This is a genomic window from Arthrobacter sp. 210 2 (genome assembly GCF_059093025.1).
Genome location: NZ_JBNHIE010000006.1, coordinates 275906 through 291099, shown reverse-complemented (window position 1 = coordinate 291099; position 15194 = coordinate 275906). Strand labels below are relative to the sequence as shown.

At 66.6% G+C, this 15194-nt stretch carries 13 protein-coding genes and 1 rRNA gene; 2 read left to right on the top strand and 12 right to left on the bottom strand.

The genetic code is table 11. The features are described 5' to 3' along the window. From AC5RWA_RS13870 to AC5RWA_RS13855, 4 genes are all read right to left on the bottom strand, one after another. Positions 1 to 309, bottom strand: a 16S ribosomal RNA gene (locus tag AC5RWA_RS13870); the annotation flags it as partial. A gap of 516 nt (positions 310 to 825) precedes the next feature. After that, on the bottom strand, positions 826 to 2139 hold the full coding sequence (gene tyrS, locus AC5RWA_RS13865) for a tyrosine--tRNA ligase (RefSeq protein ID WP_494058024.1): 1314 nt from the start codon (positions 2137 to 2139) through the stop codon (positions 826 to 828). Between the two features lie 24 nt (positions 2140 to 2163). Next, entirely contained in the window at positions 2164 to 4392 is a 2229-nt protein-coding gene (locus AC5RWA_RS13860; protein WP_494058023.1) for a HelD family protein, read from the bottom strand. Between the two features lie 52 nt (positions 4393 to 4444). Beyond that, positions 4445 to 5137, bottom strand: a complete 693-nt coding sequence (locus tag AC5RWA_RS13855; protein WP_115524993.1) for a DNA-3-methyladenine glycosylase — start codon at positions 5135 to 5137, stop codon at positions 4445 to 4447. A 112-nt stretch (positions 5138 to 5249) separates the two neighbouring features. On the opposite strand from AC5RWA_RS13855, the gene AC5RWA_RS13850 reads away from it, so the two are divergent. Next, positions 5250 to 6734 (top strand): AlkA N-terminal domain-containing protein, encoded by a 1485-nt coding sequence (locus tag AC5RWA_RS13850; protein ID WP_494058022.1) that lies wholly within the window; start codon positions 5250 to 5252, stop codon positions 6732 to 6734. Further along, positions 6731 to 7225 carry a methylated-DNA--[protein]-cysteine S-methyltransferase gene (locus AC5RWA_RS13845; RefSeq protein WP_494058021.1) on the top strand — a complete coding sequence of 165 codons (495 nt, stop codon included), beginning with the start codon at positions 6731 to 6733 and terminating at the stop codon, positions 7223 to 7225. Before AC5RWA_RS13850 ends, AC5RWA_RS13845 begins: the two co-directional genes overlap by 4 nt. Before the next feature lie 85 nt (positions 7226 to 7310). Here AC5RWA_RS13845 and AC5RWA_RS13840 read toward each other — a convergent pair whose 3' ends face one another. The 8 genes from AC5RWA_RS13840 to argB all read right to left on the bottom strand — a co-directional run bounded on the left by AC5RWA_RS13840 (position 7311) and on the right by argB (position 15167). Beyond that, complete coding sequence (locus AC5RWA_RS13840) at positions 7311 to 8072, bottom strand: maleylpyruvate isomerase family mycothiol-dependent enzyme (RefSeq protein ID WP_494058020.1); 762 nt, start codon at positions 8070 to 8072, stop codon at positions 7311 to 7313. A 10-nt stretch (positions 8073 to 8082) separates the two neighbouring features. Beyond that, positions 8083 to 8616 carry a pyridoxine/pyridoxamine 5'-phosphate oxidase gene (locus AC5RWA_RS13835; protein ID WP_494058019.1) on the bottom strand — a complete coding sequence of 178 codons (534 nt, stop codon included), beginning with the start codon at positions 8614 to 8616 and terminating at the stop codon, positions 8083 to 8085. Between the two features lie 84 nt (positions 8617 to 8700). Continuing rightward, positions 8701 to 10116, bottom strand: a complete 1416-nt coding sequence (gene argH, locus AC5RWA_RS13830) for an argininosuccinate lyase (protein ID WP_494058018.1) — start codon at positions 10114 to 10116, stop codon at positions 8701 to 8703. Further along, positions 10113 to 11318, bottom strand: coding sequence for an argininosuccinate synthase (locus AC5RWA_RS13825; RefSeq protein WP_079595447.1), 1206 nt, complete (start codon positions 11316 to 11318; stop codon positions 10113 to 10115). The genes argH and AC5RWA_RS13825 overlap by 4 nt, the downstream gene beginning before the upstream one ends. A 45-nt stretch (positions 11319 to 11363) precedes the next feature. Then, on the bottom strand, positions 11364 to 11894 hold the full coding sequence (locus tag AC5RWA_RS13820) for an arginine repressor (protein WP_079595448.1): 531 nt from the start codon (positions 11892 to 11894) through the stop codon (positions 11364 to 11366). After that, the gene (gene argF / locus AC5RWA_RS13815; protein WP_079595449.1) at positions 11894 to 12928 is read right to left on the bottom strand and encodes an ornithine carbamoyltransferase; all 1035 of its coding nucleotides are present in this window, start codon (positions 12926 to 12928) and stop codon (positions 11894 to 11896) included. Before argF ends, AC5RWA_RS13820 begins: the two co-directional genes overlap by 1 nt. Further along, positions 12925 to 14211, bottom strand: coding sequence for an acetylornithine transaminase (locus AC5RWA_RS13810; protein ID WP_494058017.1), 1287 nt, complete (start codon positions 14209 to 14211; stop codon positions 12925 to 12927). Before AC5RWA_RS13810 ends, argF begins: the two co-directional genes overlap by 4 nt. Continuing rightward, positions 14208 to 15167, bottom strand: a complete 960-nt coding sequence (gene argB / locus AC5RWA_RS13805; RefSeq protein WP_079595451.1) for an acetylglutamate kinase — start codon at positions 15165 to 15167, stop codon at positions 14208 to 14210. Before argB ends, AC5RWA_RS13810 begins: the two co-directional genes overlap by 4 nt. Between the last annotated feature and the right edge of the window lie 27 nt (positions 15168 to 15194).

Here is a 15194-nt window from a genome sequence, read left to right as displayed (position 1 = left end):
GGCCGGTCACCCTCTCAGGCCGGCTACCCGTCGTCGCCTTGGTAAGCCATTACCTCACCAACAAGCTGATAGGCCGCGAGTCCATCCAAAACCACAAAAAGCTTTCCACCAACCACCATGCGATGATCAGTCATATCCGGTATTAGACCCAGTTTCCCAGGCTTATCCCAGAGTTAAGGGCAGGTTACTCACGTGTTACTCACCCGTTCGCCACTAATCCCCGGTGCAAGCACCGGATCATCGTTCGACTTGCATGTGTTAAGCACGCCGCCAGCGTTCATCCTGAGCCAGGATCAAACTCTCCGTTGAAGTAAAACAAAAACAGACACAACACGCGCCACCGGGAAAACGGCAACACGCACTGCACAAAATTTGAAACCAGCTGTCAAAACCAGACCCACCACAGGGGCGGCAGGCCCGGCAAATTCAACCAATCCATAAAAACAAATCGGTATCAACAAACTTGGCACACTATTGAGTTCTCAAACAACAGACACATTCGAATATTCCCGAAACAATTCAACAAATTGAATTCATATTTCGTATTTCTTCGCTGCGATGTTTCAATCTTATTTCATTCATTCTCGCTTTTGCAAATCCGGTTGTTTTCCCGGAATTCACTCTGTCGGAATGAATCCGCCCAGCCAAAAGCTAAGCATTTCTTCAACCCACGCTCTGCGTGACCAAGAATTGCTTCTTATTAGTTGGGGGTTTGTCACCACTCAGCGGCGGCGACTCAGAAAACAATACACGCCCCTCCGCGGCCGTGCAAATCGGCTGCGGAGGGGCGTGCATGTGGCAAAGCGGGGGTGGCGTCTGCCCCTGTTACGGAACCAGGACTTCCACAGTGGCCAGGTTCTTCTTGCCCCGGCGGAGCAGCAGGTACTGCCCGTGCAGGAGCTCGTCCTCGGAAATCACGGCTTCAGGATCCAGCACCTTTTCGTTGTTCACGTAGGCGCCCCCTTCCCCCACAGTGCGCCGGGCAGCAGACTTGCTTTCCGAAAGCCCGGAGGCAACAAGGAGATCGATGATTCCGAGTGCGTCCACCTGGACCGTGGCGGACGGAAGCTCGGACGTCGCCGCCTGGAGCGTCGACTTGTCCAGTGCAGCCAGGTCACCGTTCCCAAAAAGGGCGGCCGAGGCGGCAATGACTTTTTCGGTGGCTTCCACCCCGTGAACGAGGGACGTCACTTCGAAGGCGAGCTTCCGCTGTCCCTCACGGGCAAAGGGGCGCTCGGCAACAGCCGCGGCGATTTCCTCGATCTCCGCGCGGGTGAGGAAGGTGAAGACCTTCAGCCGGTCCACCACATCCGCATCGGCAGTGTTGAGCCAGAACTGGTAGAAGGCGTAGGGGCTGCACATCCCGGCGTCGAGCCAGATGGCGTTGCCCTCACTCTTACCGAACTTGGTGCCGTCAGAGTTGGTGATGAGCGGAGTTCCCAGCGCGTGGACGCTCTTGCCCTCCACCTTGCGGATGAGTTCGGTGCCGCTGGTGAGGTTGCCCCACTGGTCCGAGCCGCCGGTCTGCAGGACGCAGCCGTAGTCGCGGTAGAGCTGCAGGTAATCCATGCCCTGCAGGATCTGGTAGCTGAACTCCGTGTAGCTGATGCCTTCATCGGAGTTCAGGCGCGAAGCGACGGCATCCTTGCGGAGCATGGTGCCCACGCGGAAGTGCTTGCCCACCTCCCGCAGGAAGTCAATGGCGCTCAACGGCGCGGTCCAGTCCAGGTTGTTCACCATCCGGGCAGCATTGTCCCCGTCAAAGCTGAGGAACCGCTGCACCTGGCCCTGAAGGTACCCCACCCACTCCGCCACCGTTTCCTTGGTGTTGAGCGTACGTTCCGCCGTGGGGCGGGGGTCACCGATCATACCGGTGGAGCCGCCCACGAGTCCCAGCGGTTTGTGGCCCGCCAGCTGCAGCCGCCGCATCACGAGCAGCTGGACCAGGTTGCCCAGGTGGAGGCTCGGCGCGGTGGGATCGAACCCGCAATAGTAGGTGACCGGCCCACCGGCGAGGAGCTTTTCCAGCTCTGCTTCGTCCGTGGAGACGTGGACCAGGCCACGCCATTTCAGCTCCTGCCAGATGTTGGCAAAAGTGGGGTCGTTCTGCTGCGATTCGACGCTGTTGATTTCTGACACGCTTTCTAAGTTAGCAGTACCGGTTCAGCGGACGATGCCGGCGGGTACCGGTTCTCCGGCTATCAGCCGCAGCCGCTGGGTGGCACGGGTCATGGCCACGTAGAGGTCGCCCACCTTGCCGTGCTCGTGGTTGAGCATCCGGGCAGGCTCCAGGACCACCACGCCGTCGAACTCCAGGCCTTTCGCGTCCCGGGGGCTGATGACCACGATGTCCTGTTCGTAGCTGCCCGCGCCCGTGCCGATGCGCCGACCGTAGGCGGCGCGCAGGGCTGCGGTGGCTTCCGGCAAAAGGTCACCTTCGGCAATGACAGCCAGCAGGCCGCCGTCGAGCGCTTCAAGTTCTTCCGGCAGAACTTCCACGAGCCTGTTGACCAGAGTGCCCGGCTCCACTTCATCGATGATGGGCGACCAGCGTCCTTCACGGACTGCCTTCGGTGCAGACACCACCAGGCCGGCGGCGTTGGCCATCCGCACCGCGGCCTCGGCAATCTGGGACGGGGTCCGGTAGTTGACCGTCAGCTCCTCCAGCTGCCACCGGTCGCCGAACATCGGGGCAAGGGCACCCTGCCAGGAATTGGCGCCGGCCACAGAGCTGGTCTGGGCAATGTCCCCCACGATGGTGAAGGACTTCAGGGGGCAGCGCCGGACCAGGAGACGCCACTGCATGGGCGAAAGCTCCTGGGCCTCGTCCACCACGATGTGCCCGAAAGCCCAGGTGCGGTCGCTGGTGGCACGTTCCGCAGCCGTCAGCCTGGCCTCGCGTTCCTGGTTCTGGTCCACGAGGTCTTCGGCCGTCATCAGGGCGTCAACCCCGGCGGTTTCCATGTTGACGAGTGTCTGCTTGGCGTTGGCAAGGTCGCGGACACGGTCGTGCTCCTGCTGTGCCAGCCCCCGTCCCGCCGCAGGATCCAGCTCGCCGAGCAGTTCGGCGGCCTCGTCCAGCAGCGGGACGTCGGATTCGGTCCACGGCGCATCCGAGGGACGCAGCAACAGTGCCCGTTCCGCCGAAGAAAGCTTGGGAGTGCAGAACTCCAGGATTGCCGGCTTGCTGAACAGTTCGGAGATCAGCTTCTCCGGCGTCATGGGCATCCAGCACAGGTTCAGAGCGATCCGCACGTCGCGCGCCGTCCGGACGTCCTCGGCCAGGTAGGAGCGGTCGGCGTTGTTGCCGATGTTGCCTGCCTCGACGATGTCGGTTAGCTGTTCCGTCAGCTCCCGGAGCAGGATCTTGACGAAGGTCACCCGTGCCTCGTTGTGCGGCTTCCCGGCGGACCGGGCACGTTCGCGGGCGCGGCGGACCTGCCGGGGCGTCAGCACCAGCTTCCGTCCGTCCACTTGCAGGATCATGTTCTCACCGGGAATCCGCTGCCGGTTGGACACGGCATTGGCCACGATGTCCGCCATGTCCAGGCGGCCCTTGATCGCTGCCACGGCGGCATCCGGTTCCGGGACGGCCTGGATGCCGGGCATCAGGCGCCCAAGGCTGGCCATGACCACGCCGGTCTCACCCAGCGATGGCAGCACGCGTTCGATGTACTTCATGAACGACGACGACGGGCCCACCAGCAGCACGCCTGCGCTTTTGAGCCTGTCGCGGTGGGTGTAGAGCAGGTAGGCGGCGCGGTGCAGCGCCACGGCGGTCTTGCCCGTGCCGGGCCCGCCCTGGACCACCAGGGCACCGGAGATGGAGGAACGGATGATGCGGTCCTGCTCCGACTGGATGGTGCTGACGATGTCGGACATCCGGCCGGTCCGCTTGGAGTTCAGCGCCGCGAGCAGGGCGCCCTCGCCCTGCAGCGATTCGTTGTCCGCCAGCATCCCGGCGTCCAGGACGTCGTCCTCGATGGCCTTGACCTCACGGCCCTGCAGGATCAGGTGCCGGCGGCGGCGCACACCCTGCCGGTCAAACGCTGTGGCCTGGTAGAAGTGTCCGGCTTCGGGCGCGCGCCAGTCCACCATGAGCCGCTGGAGGTCCTCGGTGGTGAGGCCGATGCGGCCGATGTACTGCGCTTCGCCCGAGTCCAGGTCCAGGCGTCCGAAGACCAGCCGGTCATCCACCGCATCCAGCTGCGCCAGGCGGTCCTCATACAGGGCGGCGAAAGCGTCACGTTCGGAAACGTTCTGCATGGTGCCTACAGCCCCGGCCCGGCGGACCTGCGCCAACTGCCGGCGCTTTTCCTCGCGGAGCTCTTCCAGCCGGGCATACAGGCCGGCTACATACTCCCGTTCGTGGGCCAAATCGGCGTCAAGCATTTAACGTTCCCCTATCGCAAAAGACAGACCGTCCATTCTACAACCATTTCCGTTAACGCTGGTGAAACTTGGCTGCGGCGGCCGCCCCGGCCACGTTTTTCGGTTTCCTGGGCTGGGCGGCCTTGTATTTGGAGACCGTGGGGTCCCCGGTGATCCAGAAGCGCCACGAGTACTCATCGGAGCCGCCTGCTCCGGCCACACCCACCCGCGGGCCGGAACTGACGTGCACGGCCGGCCCGGACGGAAGAACCAGCCCGAACGGTGGCGCCAGGGCGTCCCGCCCGCTGTCCGCCGTCGTTAAGCCCAATGCTTTGGCGAGCCGCGCGGGGCCGCTGGCGAGGTCGGCCGCGGTCTTGGACGTGGGCCGCCGCCGTTGCGCGAGCTCTACCCCGTCCACGATCTCCCCGGCACGCAGCAGCAGGGCGGAGGCTACGCCGTCCGGCCCGCACACGATGTTGGTGCAGTGGTGCATGCCGTAGGTGAAGTAGACGTAGAGGTGACCGGCGGGGCCGAACATCGGCGCGTTGCGGGGCGTGGGGCCGCGGTAGGTGTGCGATCCAGGATCAGGGTGCAGGGAATCCTCCGGCCCCAGATAGGCTTCCACTTCGGTCAGCCGGACGGAGACGGGTCCTTCGCGCGAATCGTGCGTGAGCACAGCACCCAGCAGCTTCGGGGCCAGCTCGCGGGCGTCGCCGGCGAGGATTTCCCGCAGCGGCGGACCGGCCGGCAAGGGATTTTCGCTCATGGCCAGACCTTACCCAATTCCCCGCGGTCCAGCCGCAATGCACTGCCGGGCGGGCCACGGCCATGTCCGATTTCCGCTAGGAGGGGCGTCCGGCGGCTGGCAGGATGGAGTAATGGACTTCTGGCAGCGCTACCGGGCAATCGATGCCCGGGACACCCGTTTCGACGGGCAGTTCTACACTGCCGTGCGGACCACGGGAATCTATTGCCGTCCCTCGTGCCCGGCCCGGACGCCCAAGGCCGCGAACGTCACCTTCTACGAGACATCCGCTGCGGCGCACGACGCCGGCTACCGGGCTTGCAAGCGGTGCCTGCCGGAGGCGGTTCCCGGGACCCCTGCCTGGAACCTTCGGCAGGACGTCGCCGGCCGCGCCATGCGCCTGATCAACGATGGCGTGATCAACCGGGACGGCGTGGAGGGCCTCGCTGCGCGGCTGGGCTATTCCTCCCGCCAGCTCAACCGGATCCTTGTGCAGGAGCTGGGTGCCGGGCCGCTGTCCCTTGCCCGGGCCGGACGGGCCCAGACAGCCCGCACCCTGCTCGTTTCCACGTCCATGAAGCTCGCCGACATCGCGTTTGCTGCCGGCTTCAGCAGCGTCCGGCAGTTCAACGAGACCATGCTGGACGTTTTCGACATGACCCCCACGGCCTTGCGCCTGAGCGGGCGGACCACAAAATCCGCGGTGGGGTCCACCGCACTGACCCTCAGCCTCCCCTACCGCAAGCCCTTCGATCCCGGCATTTTCACGTTCCTGGCGGTGCGTGCCATCCCGGGAATAGAGGCAGGGACGGCTGCGTCCTACGCCCGGGCCCTGCGGCTGCCGCACGGCGACGCCCGCTTCCGGGTGGAGTACGACGCCGGCGCCCGGGAGCGGCCCCTGACCCTCACCATCGGCGCGGTGGACCTTCGCGACCTGCCGGCACTGCTGAGCCGCGTCCGCAGGTTGTTTGACCTTGACGCCGACCCCGAAGCCATCGACGGCGCCCTGGCAGAGGACAGCCGGCTCGCCAATTCAGTGGCGGAAGCGCCGGGGATCCGGATGCCCGGTGCGCTGGATCCGCAGGAACTGCTGGTGCGGGCGATGGTGGGGCAACAGATCACCGTGGCTGCCGCCCGCACCGCCTTGACCCAGCTGTCCGCAGCGGGCCGCCCCAGCACCGTCCCCGGCGACGGACTGGACCGGCTGTTCCCTACGCCGTCGGAAATTGCGGAGGCGGGACATCTGCTGCGCGGCCCCCGGCGGAGGACGGAATCACTCCTCAACGCCGCCGCCGCCATGGCAGAAGGCAGGATCGACCCGGGCTACGGCAACGACCTTCCCGGCCTCACCGCCATGCTGCTTCCGCTGCCCGGTGTGGGACCGTGGACAGTGGGCTACGTGGCAATGCGGGTGCTTGGCGCCCCCGACGTCTTCCTTGCCAACGACGCCGCCGTCCGGAACGGGATCCGGGCCCTGTCCGCCGGCAACACCGAACTGAGCCCGGACTTCCAGGAAGTCAGCCCCTGGCGCTCCTACGCCACCATGCACCTGTGGCGGGCCGCCGCCGCACCCAAAAGCCTTGCCCTGAATGACCTTCCCCTGAAAGTGATGCCATGAAAGCCCAGCTGCTCACGATGTCCACGCCGGACGGCCCCTTCACCATCCTGGCCCGGGACGGTGTGGTCCTGGCCTCCGGCTGGACAGCGGAGGTCACCGAACTAACGGGCCAGATCCACGCGGCCCTGCTCCCCTCGTCCGTTGAGGCGGTTTCAGGGCTGGGTGCGGTTTCGCTTGCGGTGGAGGCCTTTTACGACGGCGATCCGGGCCCCGCCATGGACGTGCCGGTCCGGCAGCAATCGGGGCCGTTCCGGGCCCACGCCTGGGACGTCCTCCGGCTGGTCAAACCCGGTTTTCCGGTGACCTACACGGAGTACGCCGCCTTGGCGGGCAACCCTAAAGCCGTCAGGGCCGCAGCCAGCGCCTGCGCCTTCAACGCCGCTGCACTGTTTGTTCCCTGCCATCGCGTCATCCGGACTGACGGCTCGCTGGGCGGGTTCCGCTGGGGCCTGCGCGTGAAGGAGAGCCTCCTGGCCCGCGAAAAAATCTGAACAGCCCTCATTGCCCTATCACTTGTGGTTCCCAAACCAGGGTTTTAGCGACCAAGAGTGATGGGGCAACGGAAGGCCTGCCCGGCTATTTGGGGGCCGGCGTGCCCGCCGGCCAAGGCAGCAGCTGGGGCAGGTCGGTGCCGTCGGCGGCGGCAGACGCCCGCAGGCTGCCCAGTGATGGCTCGCGGCCGGCCAGCCAGGCGGCAATGTCCGTGAGCATGCCGCTGATCACGATGGAACGGTTTCCGCTGCCGATGCTGACGGGCGGCAGGCCCAAGGGCTGCAGCACCAGCTTGTCCTCCGACGGTACCCGCGCAGCGAGGAATTCGAACAGGTGGTCACAGAACTGCCGGCTCCACGTTTCCGGCCCCCTGCCCGTGTTCAGATCCGAGGCATGGATGACGAGTTCGCGCCAGAGCGCCATGCCGCCGTCGAGCACCACTCCCCCGCGGTAGGCGATGGGGGCCCACCACCCGATGCGGTGGGCCGAGGAATCCTTGACGTCCGGCAGCGCGTCGAAGGCCTTGAGGACCCGTTGCAGAGCCGCACCGAGGTCTGCACGGTGGGTGGCGGCGTCATGTCCTGCAGCCATCTCGATGGCCCTGTTCCGGCCCTCCATACCGCCGTCGTACAACTCAATGGTCTCCTCGCGCGCTGCATACTCGAGCTGCCGGGCCATGGCATTAGAGATCCCGGTGAGGTGGGCAAGGACATGCCCCCGTGTCCAATTTGGAAGGGCGGAGGGAGCCCGCACGTCCTCATCGCTGAACTTTGCAGCATCAGCGGCAACGGTGTCGGCGGCCTTGTGGAGCCATGCGATCAGGTCATCGGGTGCGGGAGCTGTCATGGCGCCCATCCTAGCCCGGACGGTTGCCGTCGGGACCGAGACGGTGCCGCACGTGCTCGCCGTCGTTGCTGGCCTGCCAGAACTCGTACTCCGTGGGCTGGAGGGCATATAGCTGCCAGTTGGGGTTGTCGCTGCCGTCGGCGCGGGGCCGCTCGTGCCAGTCAACGGCGGACGCCTCCGCCGACAGTTCCACGACGGGACCCGCCACCCGGACCTGCCGGCCCTGGGAGGGCCAGTAGAAGTTCATGGCCGCCCGCGGTGCCTCGGTAAGCTCCCGGCCCTTGCGGGAGGTGCGGGACGTGGCGAAGTGCCAGCCGTCGTCGTCGATGTTTTTCAGGATCAGCATCCGGGAGGACGGTTGTTGCCCGCCCACCGTGGCGAGGCTGAACGCGTGCGGCTGCTGCTCCCCTGCGGCCAGTGCCTCGTCCAGCCACTGCTTGAACAGCTCCACGGGATCTGCCGGCGCGTTCTCCGGGTCAAAGCCCGGCAGCAACTCCGGAAAGTCGGGAAGCGTGCGAAGGAACTTTCGGAACGTTTCGCTCATGTGCTCAGCTTAAACGCCGCGAGATGGCACTTCACGGCAGTGTTTATGAAAAACATTGCCGCGAAGTGCCATCTCGCGGGGTGGTTAGCCCGCGTACTCCCGTACGCCCGCGAGCTCGGCTTCCAGCGCAACCAGCTGGCGTTCGACGGCGGCGGGTGCGGTGCCGCCCTGGGAGTTGCGGCTGTTCAGCGACCCCTCCGTGGACAGGACCGTCCGGACCTCGGGCGTCAGGTGGTCCGAGATGGCGGCATACTCCTCATCGGTCAGGTCCCACAGTTCCACGCCGCGGCTTTCGGCCTGCTTGACCGCCGCACCGGACAGCTCGTGCGCCTCGCGGAACGGCACACCCTGGCGGACCAGCCATTCGGCAATGTCGGTGGCCAGCGCGAAGCCCTGCGGTGCCAGCGACTCCATCCGCTCAGTATTGAACTTCAGCGTCGCAATCATGCCCGAGACGGCCGGAAGCAGAAGCTCCAGGGTGTCGGCGGCATCGAAAACCGGCTCTTTGTCCTCCTGCAGGTCGCGGTTGTACGCCAGAGGCAGGCCCTTGAGTGTGGCCAGCAGCCCGGTCAGGTTGCCGATCAGGCGCCCTGCCTTGCCGCGGGCCAGTTCGGCCACGTCCGGGTTCTTCTTCTGCGGCATGATCGAGGACCCCGTGGAGTACGAATCATGCAGCGTGACGAAGGAGAACTCCTTCGTGGCCCAGAAGATCACTTCCTCGGAGATCCTGGAGAGGTCCACGCCGATCATGGAGCACACCCAGGCGAACTCGGCGAAGACGTCGCGCGATGCGGTGCCGTCGATCGAGTTGTGGGCTGCCGAGTAGAAGCCAAGGTCCGCAGCCACGGCTTCGGGATCCAGGCCCAGCGAGGACCCCGCCAGCGCGCCCGAACCGTACGGGGAGACACCGGCCCGCTTGTCCCAGTCCTGGAGCCGCTGCACATCGCGCAGCAGTGCCCAGGCGTGGGCGAGCAGGTGGTGGCTGAGCAGGACCGGCTGGGCGTGTTGCAGGTGGGTGCGGCCCGGCATGGCCACGCCGTGGTGGGCCTTGGCCTGGTCCACCAGGGCATCCACCGTTGCGAGCACACCGCGGGCGATGATCCGGGCGTGGTCGCGCAGGAACATCCGGCCCAGGGTGGCCACCTGGTCGTTGCGGGACCGGCCGGCGCGGAGCTTGCCGCCCAGCTGGACCCCGGCCCGCTCGATGAGGCCGCGCTCCAGGGATCCGTGGACGTCCTCGTCGGACTCCGCCGGCAGGTAGGCGCCCGAAGCAACGTCCTCGTCCAGCTGCGTCAAGGCCGAGAGCATGCCCTCAAGCTCGCCGTCGTCCAGCAGCCCTGCCTTGTGCAGCACGCGGGCGTGGGCCTTGGAACCGGCGATGTCGTAGCGCGCCAGCCGCCAGTCGAAGTGCGTGGACTTGCTCAGCGCCGCGAGGGCATCGGCGGGGCCGCCGGCGAACCGGCCGCCCCACAATGCGCCCTCGTTGGTAGCGCTGGTCACTGACCCGCGACCCGGATGTCGCGGCCGGAGGCTACCTTGGCGGACATGCCCCACAGCTCGATGAAGCCCTTGGCCATCGACTGGTCGAAGGTGTCACCGGTGTCGTAGGTGGCCAGCGAGAAGTCGTACAGGGAGGTGTCGGAGCGGCGGCCGTTGACGATGGCCTGGCCACCGTGCAGGGTCATGCGGATGTCGCCGGAGACGTACTTCTGGGTGTCCTCGATGAAGGCGTCCAGGGAGCGCTTCAGCGGGGAGAACCACTGTCCGTCGTACACCAGCTCTGCCCAGCGCTGGCCAACGGTGGCCTTGAAGCGGGCCTGCTCGCGCTCGATGGTGATGTCCTCGAGGTGCTTGTGCGCCGTGATCAGTGCCATGGCGCCGGGGGCTTCGTAGATTTCGCGGGACTTGATGCCCACCAGGCGGTCCTCGACGACGTCGATGCGGCCAACGCCCTGGGCGCCGGCACGGCGGTTGAGTTCCTTGATGGCCTGCAGCGGGGTGACCCGGACGCCGTCGATCGCTACCGGCACGCCGGCTTCGAAGGAGATGGTGACCTCATCCGGTGCCGGCGGGAACTCCGGGGTGGCGGTGTAGTCGTAGATGTCCTTGGTGGGGGCGTTCCAGATGTCCTCGAGGTAGCCGGTTTCGACGGCGCGGCCCCAGACGTTCTGGTCGATCGAGTACGGGTTCTTCTTGGTGGTCTCGATGGGCAGTCCCTTTTCCTCGGCGAAGGCGATGGCCTTGTCGCGGGTCAGGGCGAGGTCGCGGACCGGTGCGATGCACTTCAGGTCCGGGCCGAGGGTCTGGATGCCGACCTCGAAGCGGACCTGGTCGTTGCCCTTGCCGGTGCAGCCGTGGGCAACGGTGGTGGCGCCGAACTCGCGGGCGGCCTTGACCAGGTGCTTGACGATCACGGGGCGGGAGATGGCGGAGACCAGCGGGTAGTGGCCCTGGTAGAGGGCGTTGGCCTTCAGGGTGGGGACGCAGTATTCGTTGGCGAACTCGTCGGAGGCGTCGGCGACGTAGGCTTCGACGGCGCCGCAGCCCAGGGCGCGCTGGCGGATGGTCTCGAGGGACTCGCCGCCCTGTCCGACGTCCACCGCCACGGCGATGACCTCAGCGCCGGTGGCTTCACCGATCCAGCCGATGGCTACGGACGTGTCCAGGCCGCCGGAATAGGCCAGCACAATGCGTTCAGTCACTTTAAATGCTCCTTGTTGGGGGGTTGTTGGTTGTTGCCTTCAAGCTTATTGCCCGGCTTCCTCTGCCAGTTGCAGGAAGCGGGCGGCGAGGTCCGGACCTCCGAGCGGGTCCCGGGAGACCAGCAGGACGGTATCGTCCCCGGCGATGGTGCCCAGGATGGACGGCATCACCGAATGGTCGATGGCCAGGGCCAGGAAGTTGGCTGCGCCGGGCGGGGTCCGGAGCACCACGATGTTGGCCGACGCTTCGGCCGTCACCAGCAGTTCGCTGCACAGCCGGGCGAGCCGTGCGTCCAGGATTTCCTGGCTGACGCCGCTCTTCGCGGCCCGCTCGCCCCCTTCGCCGGGGACTGCGTAGACCAGGACGCCCTCTTTCCCGCGGACGCGGACCGCTCCCAGTTCCACCAGGTCCCGCGACAGCGTTGCCTGGGTGACCTGCACGCCGTCGTCCGCCAGCAAAGCGGCCAGCTCGGCCTGGGAACGCACCGATTCACCCGTCAGGATGGCGGTGATGCGCGCCTGGCGGGCGGTTTTGGTGGCCGGGCTGGAGCCCGGCACCGACGGGCTGGTGGACACTAGAACGTGCTCTCCCCGGTGCCTTCAACGGGTGCAAGACCGTCGACGAATGCCAGGCCGGAGCGGTGCATCAGCCAGGCCATCAGCGCTTTCTGGGCGTGCAGGCGGTTTTCCGCCTCGTCCCACACGATGGACTGGGGGCCGTCAATGACCCCTGCCGAAATTTCGTAGCCGCGGTAGGCGGGCAGGCAGTGAAGCACGACGGCGTCTTCCGCAGCCTGTGCCATGGCCGCCTCGTCCACGGAGTACTCCCGGAACAGCTGCAGCCGGGCTTCCTTTTCCGCTTCCTGGCCCATGGACACCCAGGTGTCCGTGGCCACCACGTCGGCGCCCTTGAGCGCTTCTGCTGCATCCGTGGTGATCAGGACCGAGCCGCCCGTCTGGGCGGCGCGTTCCTCGGCAGCGGCCACGATGTCCGCGGCAGGCAGGTAACCCTCAGGCCCGGCGATGCGGACGTGCATTCCAGCCGTGACCCCGGCCAGCAGGTAGGAGTTGGCCATGTTGTTGGCCGCATCTCCCAGGTAGCTCATGGTGAGGCCCTTGAGCTCGCCCTTGTGCTCCTTGACGGCCAGCAGGTCGGCCAGGAGCTGGCACGGGTGGTAGTCGTCGCACAGCGCGTTGATGACGGGGACCTTCGAGTTTTCCGCCATGGCCACCAGGCCGGAGTGTGCACCGGTACGCCACACGATGGTGGAGACCATCCGTTCCAGGACCTTGGCGGTGTCCTCCACGGATTCCTTGTGGCCGATCTGCGCCTCGCCGGGGTTGATGATCAGGGCGTTGCCGCCCATGTCCGCGATGCCCGTGGCGAACGAGACGCGGGTGCGGGTGGAGGTCTTGTCGAAGATCACGGCGACGGTCTTGCGGCTGTTGCCCTCCGCCGCGAAGGGCTGGACGCTGTAGGGCGCCGCCTTCATGCGCGCGGCAAGCTCCAGGACCTCAGCCTGTTCTGCCGGGCTGAGGTCGGTGTCCTTGAGGAAGTGCCGGGTGGTGTTCTTCTCAGGGGCTGCGCTGGTGGAAACGGCAGAAGTCACTGGGCGTCCTTAGCTTTCTGGAGGATTGCCGGGAAGGCGGCGAGGAAGGAGTCGGCCTGGGCCGTGGTGAGGACCAGCGGCGGTGCCAGGCGGATGGTGCGCGGTCCCGGGCTGTTGACAATGAAGCCCGCATCCAGCCCGGCCTGCACCACGGCCGGCGCCACGTCGGCGTCAAGGTCGAAGCCGATCAGCAGGCCTTCGCCGCGGACCTCGGTGACGCCCGGGACGGCCGCCAGCGCGGAGCGGAGGTGCTCCCCCACCAGGCGCACGTTGTCCAGCACATGCTGGTTTTCGATCGCGTGCAGCGTGGCGAGGGCCGCCGCCGTCGCCACGGGGTTCCCGCCAAAGGTGGTGCCGTGCTGGCCTGCGGACAACAACGACGACGTCTGCCCGCCCATCGTGATCAGCGCGCCGATGGGGAAGCCGCCGCCCAGGCCCTTGGCCAGGGTGATGGCGTCCGGGACAATCCCGGCGTCCTCGCTGGCGAGCCACTTGCCGGTCCGGCCGATGCCGGTCTGGACCTCGTCCAGGATCAGCAGCGCACCCGCCTTGGTGGTGGCGTCCCGGGCTGCCTGCAGGTACCCCGGCGGAAGGGGGCGGACACCGGCTTCACCCTGGATGGGCTCCAGGAAAACGGCGGCCACCGTTTCGTCGACGGCGGCTTCCAGTGCAGCAATGTCACCGAACGGAATGTGGACCACGCCGCCGGGCAGCGGCTCGAACGGCGTCCGGTACGCTTCCTTGGCGGTGAGGGCCAGCGCTCCCATGGTGCGCCCGTGGAAGGCCCCCTCCAGTGCCACGATTTTTGTCCGCGTGGGCGTTTCACCTGCGGCTGCACCGGAGTTGCGGCGGGCGAGCTTGAACGCGGCCTCGTTGGCCTCGGTGCCGGAGTTGGTGAAGAACACTTTGGACCCGGCCGGCGCGTGTGCCAGCGCCAGGAGCTTTTCGGCCAGCGCGATCTGGGTGGGGCTGGTGAAGAAGTTGGAGACGTGCCCCAGGGTGGCCAGTTGGCTGGCGATAACCGAGGTGACGAACGGGTGGGCGTGGCCCAGCGCGTTGACGGCGATGCCGCCCAGCAGGTCCAGGTATTCCTTCCCGTCGGCGTCCCAGACCAGGCAGCCGGCACCGCGGACCAGGACGCGCTGCGGGGTGCCGAAGACGCCCATCAGGGAGGTGGAGTAGCGGGCCAGCCACTCCGACCCTGCGTGGCCGCTGGTTTCCACCAGTTCGGTCAACGGGGTTTCGGGCAGCTCAGCCACCGTGGCCTTCTGATTCTGGTTCATGCGTTGGTCTCCTCGTCCGGAACCACCTGGGTACCGATTCCGGCGGTCGTGAAAGTTTCAAGAAGCATGGAGTGCGGCAGTCGGCCGTCCACGATGTGCGCCCGTTCCACTCCCTCGTCAATGGCCTTGAGGCACGCTGCCATTTTGGGGATCATGCCTGATTCAAGTTTCGGCAGCATTCCCCGCAGCTCGGTGGCCGTGATGGAGGAGATCAGCGAGGACTTGTCCGGCCAGTTGGCATAGAGTCCCTCAACGTCAGTCAGGATCACCAGCTTGGACGCACCCAGCGCGGAGGCAACGGCAGCGGCGGCGGTATCGGCGTTGACGTTCAGCACCTGGCCGGTGGGCTGGAACCTGGCGGCACCGGGGACGCCGTCGCCGCCGTCGACAATTTCCGGGGCCACGGTGGAGATCACGGGGATGCGCCCGGCGTCGAGAATGTCCTTGATCCCGGCGGGGTCGACGCCGACCACCTCGCCCACCAGTCCAAGGTCCACTTCTTCGCCATCCACCACTGTCCCGGTGCGGACGGCGCGCAGCAGGCCGCCGTCCTCCCCGGACATGCCGACGGCGTAGGGCCCGTGGGAGTTGATAAGCCCCACCAATTCCCGTCCCACCTGTCCGGTGAGCACCATGCGGACAACGTCCATGGCTTCAGGGGTGGTAACGCGGAGTCCGCCCTTGAATTCGGATTCGATGCCAAGCCGGCCGAGCATGGAGTTGATCTGCGGCCCGCCGCCGTGGACCACCACGGGGTGGATCCCCACGTGGTGGAGGAACACGATGTCCTCGGCGAAGGCGCGGCGCAGGTCATCGTTGACCATGGCGTTGCCGCCGTACTTGATCACCATGGTGGTGCCGGCAAAGCGCTGGATCCAGGGCAGTGCCTCGATCAAGGTGCCGGCCTTCGCCTGGGCGTCGGACATGCTGGTGGTCTCGCGCGTCTGGGTGTTCATGCTGTCGCTTCCGCAGGGGTTCCGGTG

Bases quoted from the DNA above. Each gene is read 5' to 3' on its own strand.
- AC5RWA_RS13835 (WP_494058019.1), bottom strand. From the start codon at position 8,616: ATGAGCGAAACGTTCCGAAAGTTCCTTCGCACGCTTCCCGACTTTCCG.
- AC5RWA_RS13855 (WP_115524993.1), bottom strand. From the start codon at position 5,137: ATGAGCGAAAATCCCTTGCCGGCCGGTCCGCCGCTGCGGGAAATCCTC.
- AC5RWA_RS13810 (WP_494058017.1), bottom strand. From the start codon at position 14,211: ATGAACCAGAATCAGAAGGCCACGGTGGCTGAGCTGCCCGAAACCCCG.
- argB (WP_079595451.1), bottom strand. From the start codon at position 15,167: ATGAACACCCAGACGCGCGAGACCACCAGCATGTCCGACGCCCAGGCG.
- AC5RWA_RS13850 (WP_494058022.1), top strand. From the start codon at position 5,250: ATGGACTTCTGGCAGCGCTACCGGGCAATCGATGCCCGGGACACCCGT.
- AC5RWA_RS13860 (WP_494058023.1), bottom strand. From the start codon at position 4,392: ATGCTTGACGCCGATTTGGCCCACGAACGGGAGTATGTAGCCGGCCTG.
- AC5RWA_RS13845 (WP_494058021.1), top strand. From the start codon at position 6,731: ATGAAAGCCCAGCTGCTCACGATGTCCACGCCGGACGGCCCCTTCACC.
- AC5RWA_RS13840 (WP_494058020.1), bottom strand. From the start codon at position 8,072: ATGACAGCTCCCGCACCCGATGACCTGATCGCATGGCTCCACAAGGCC.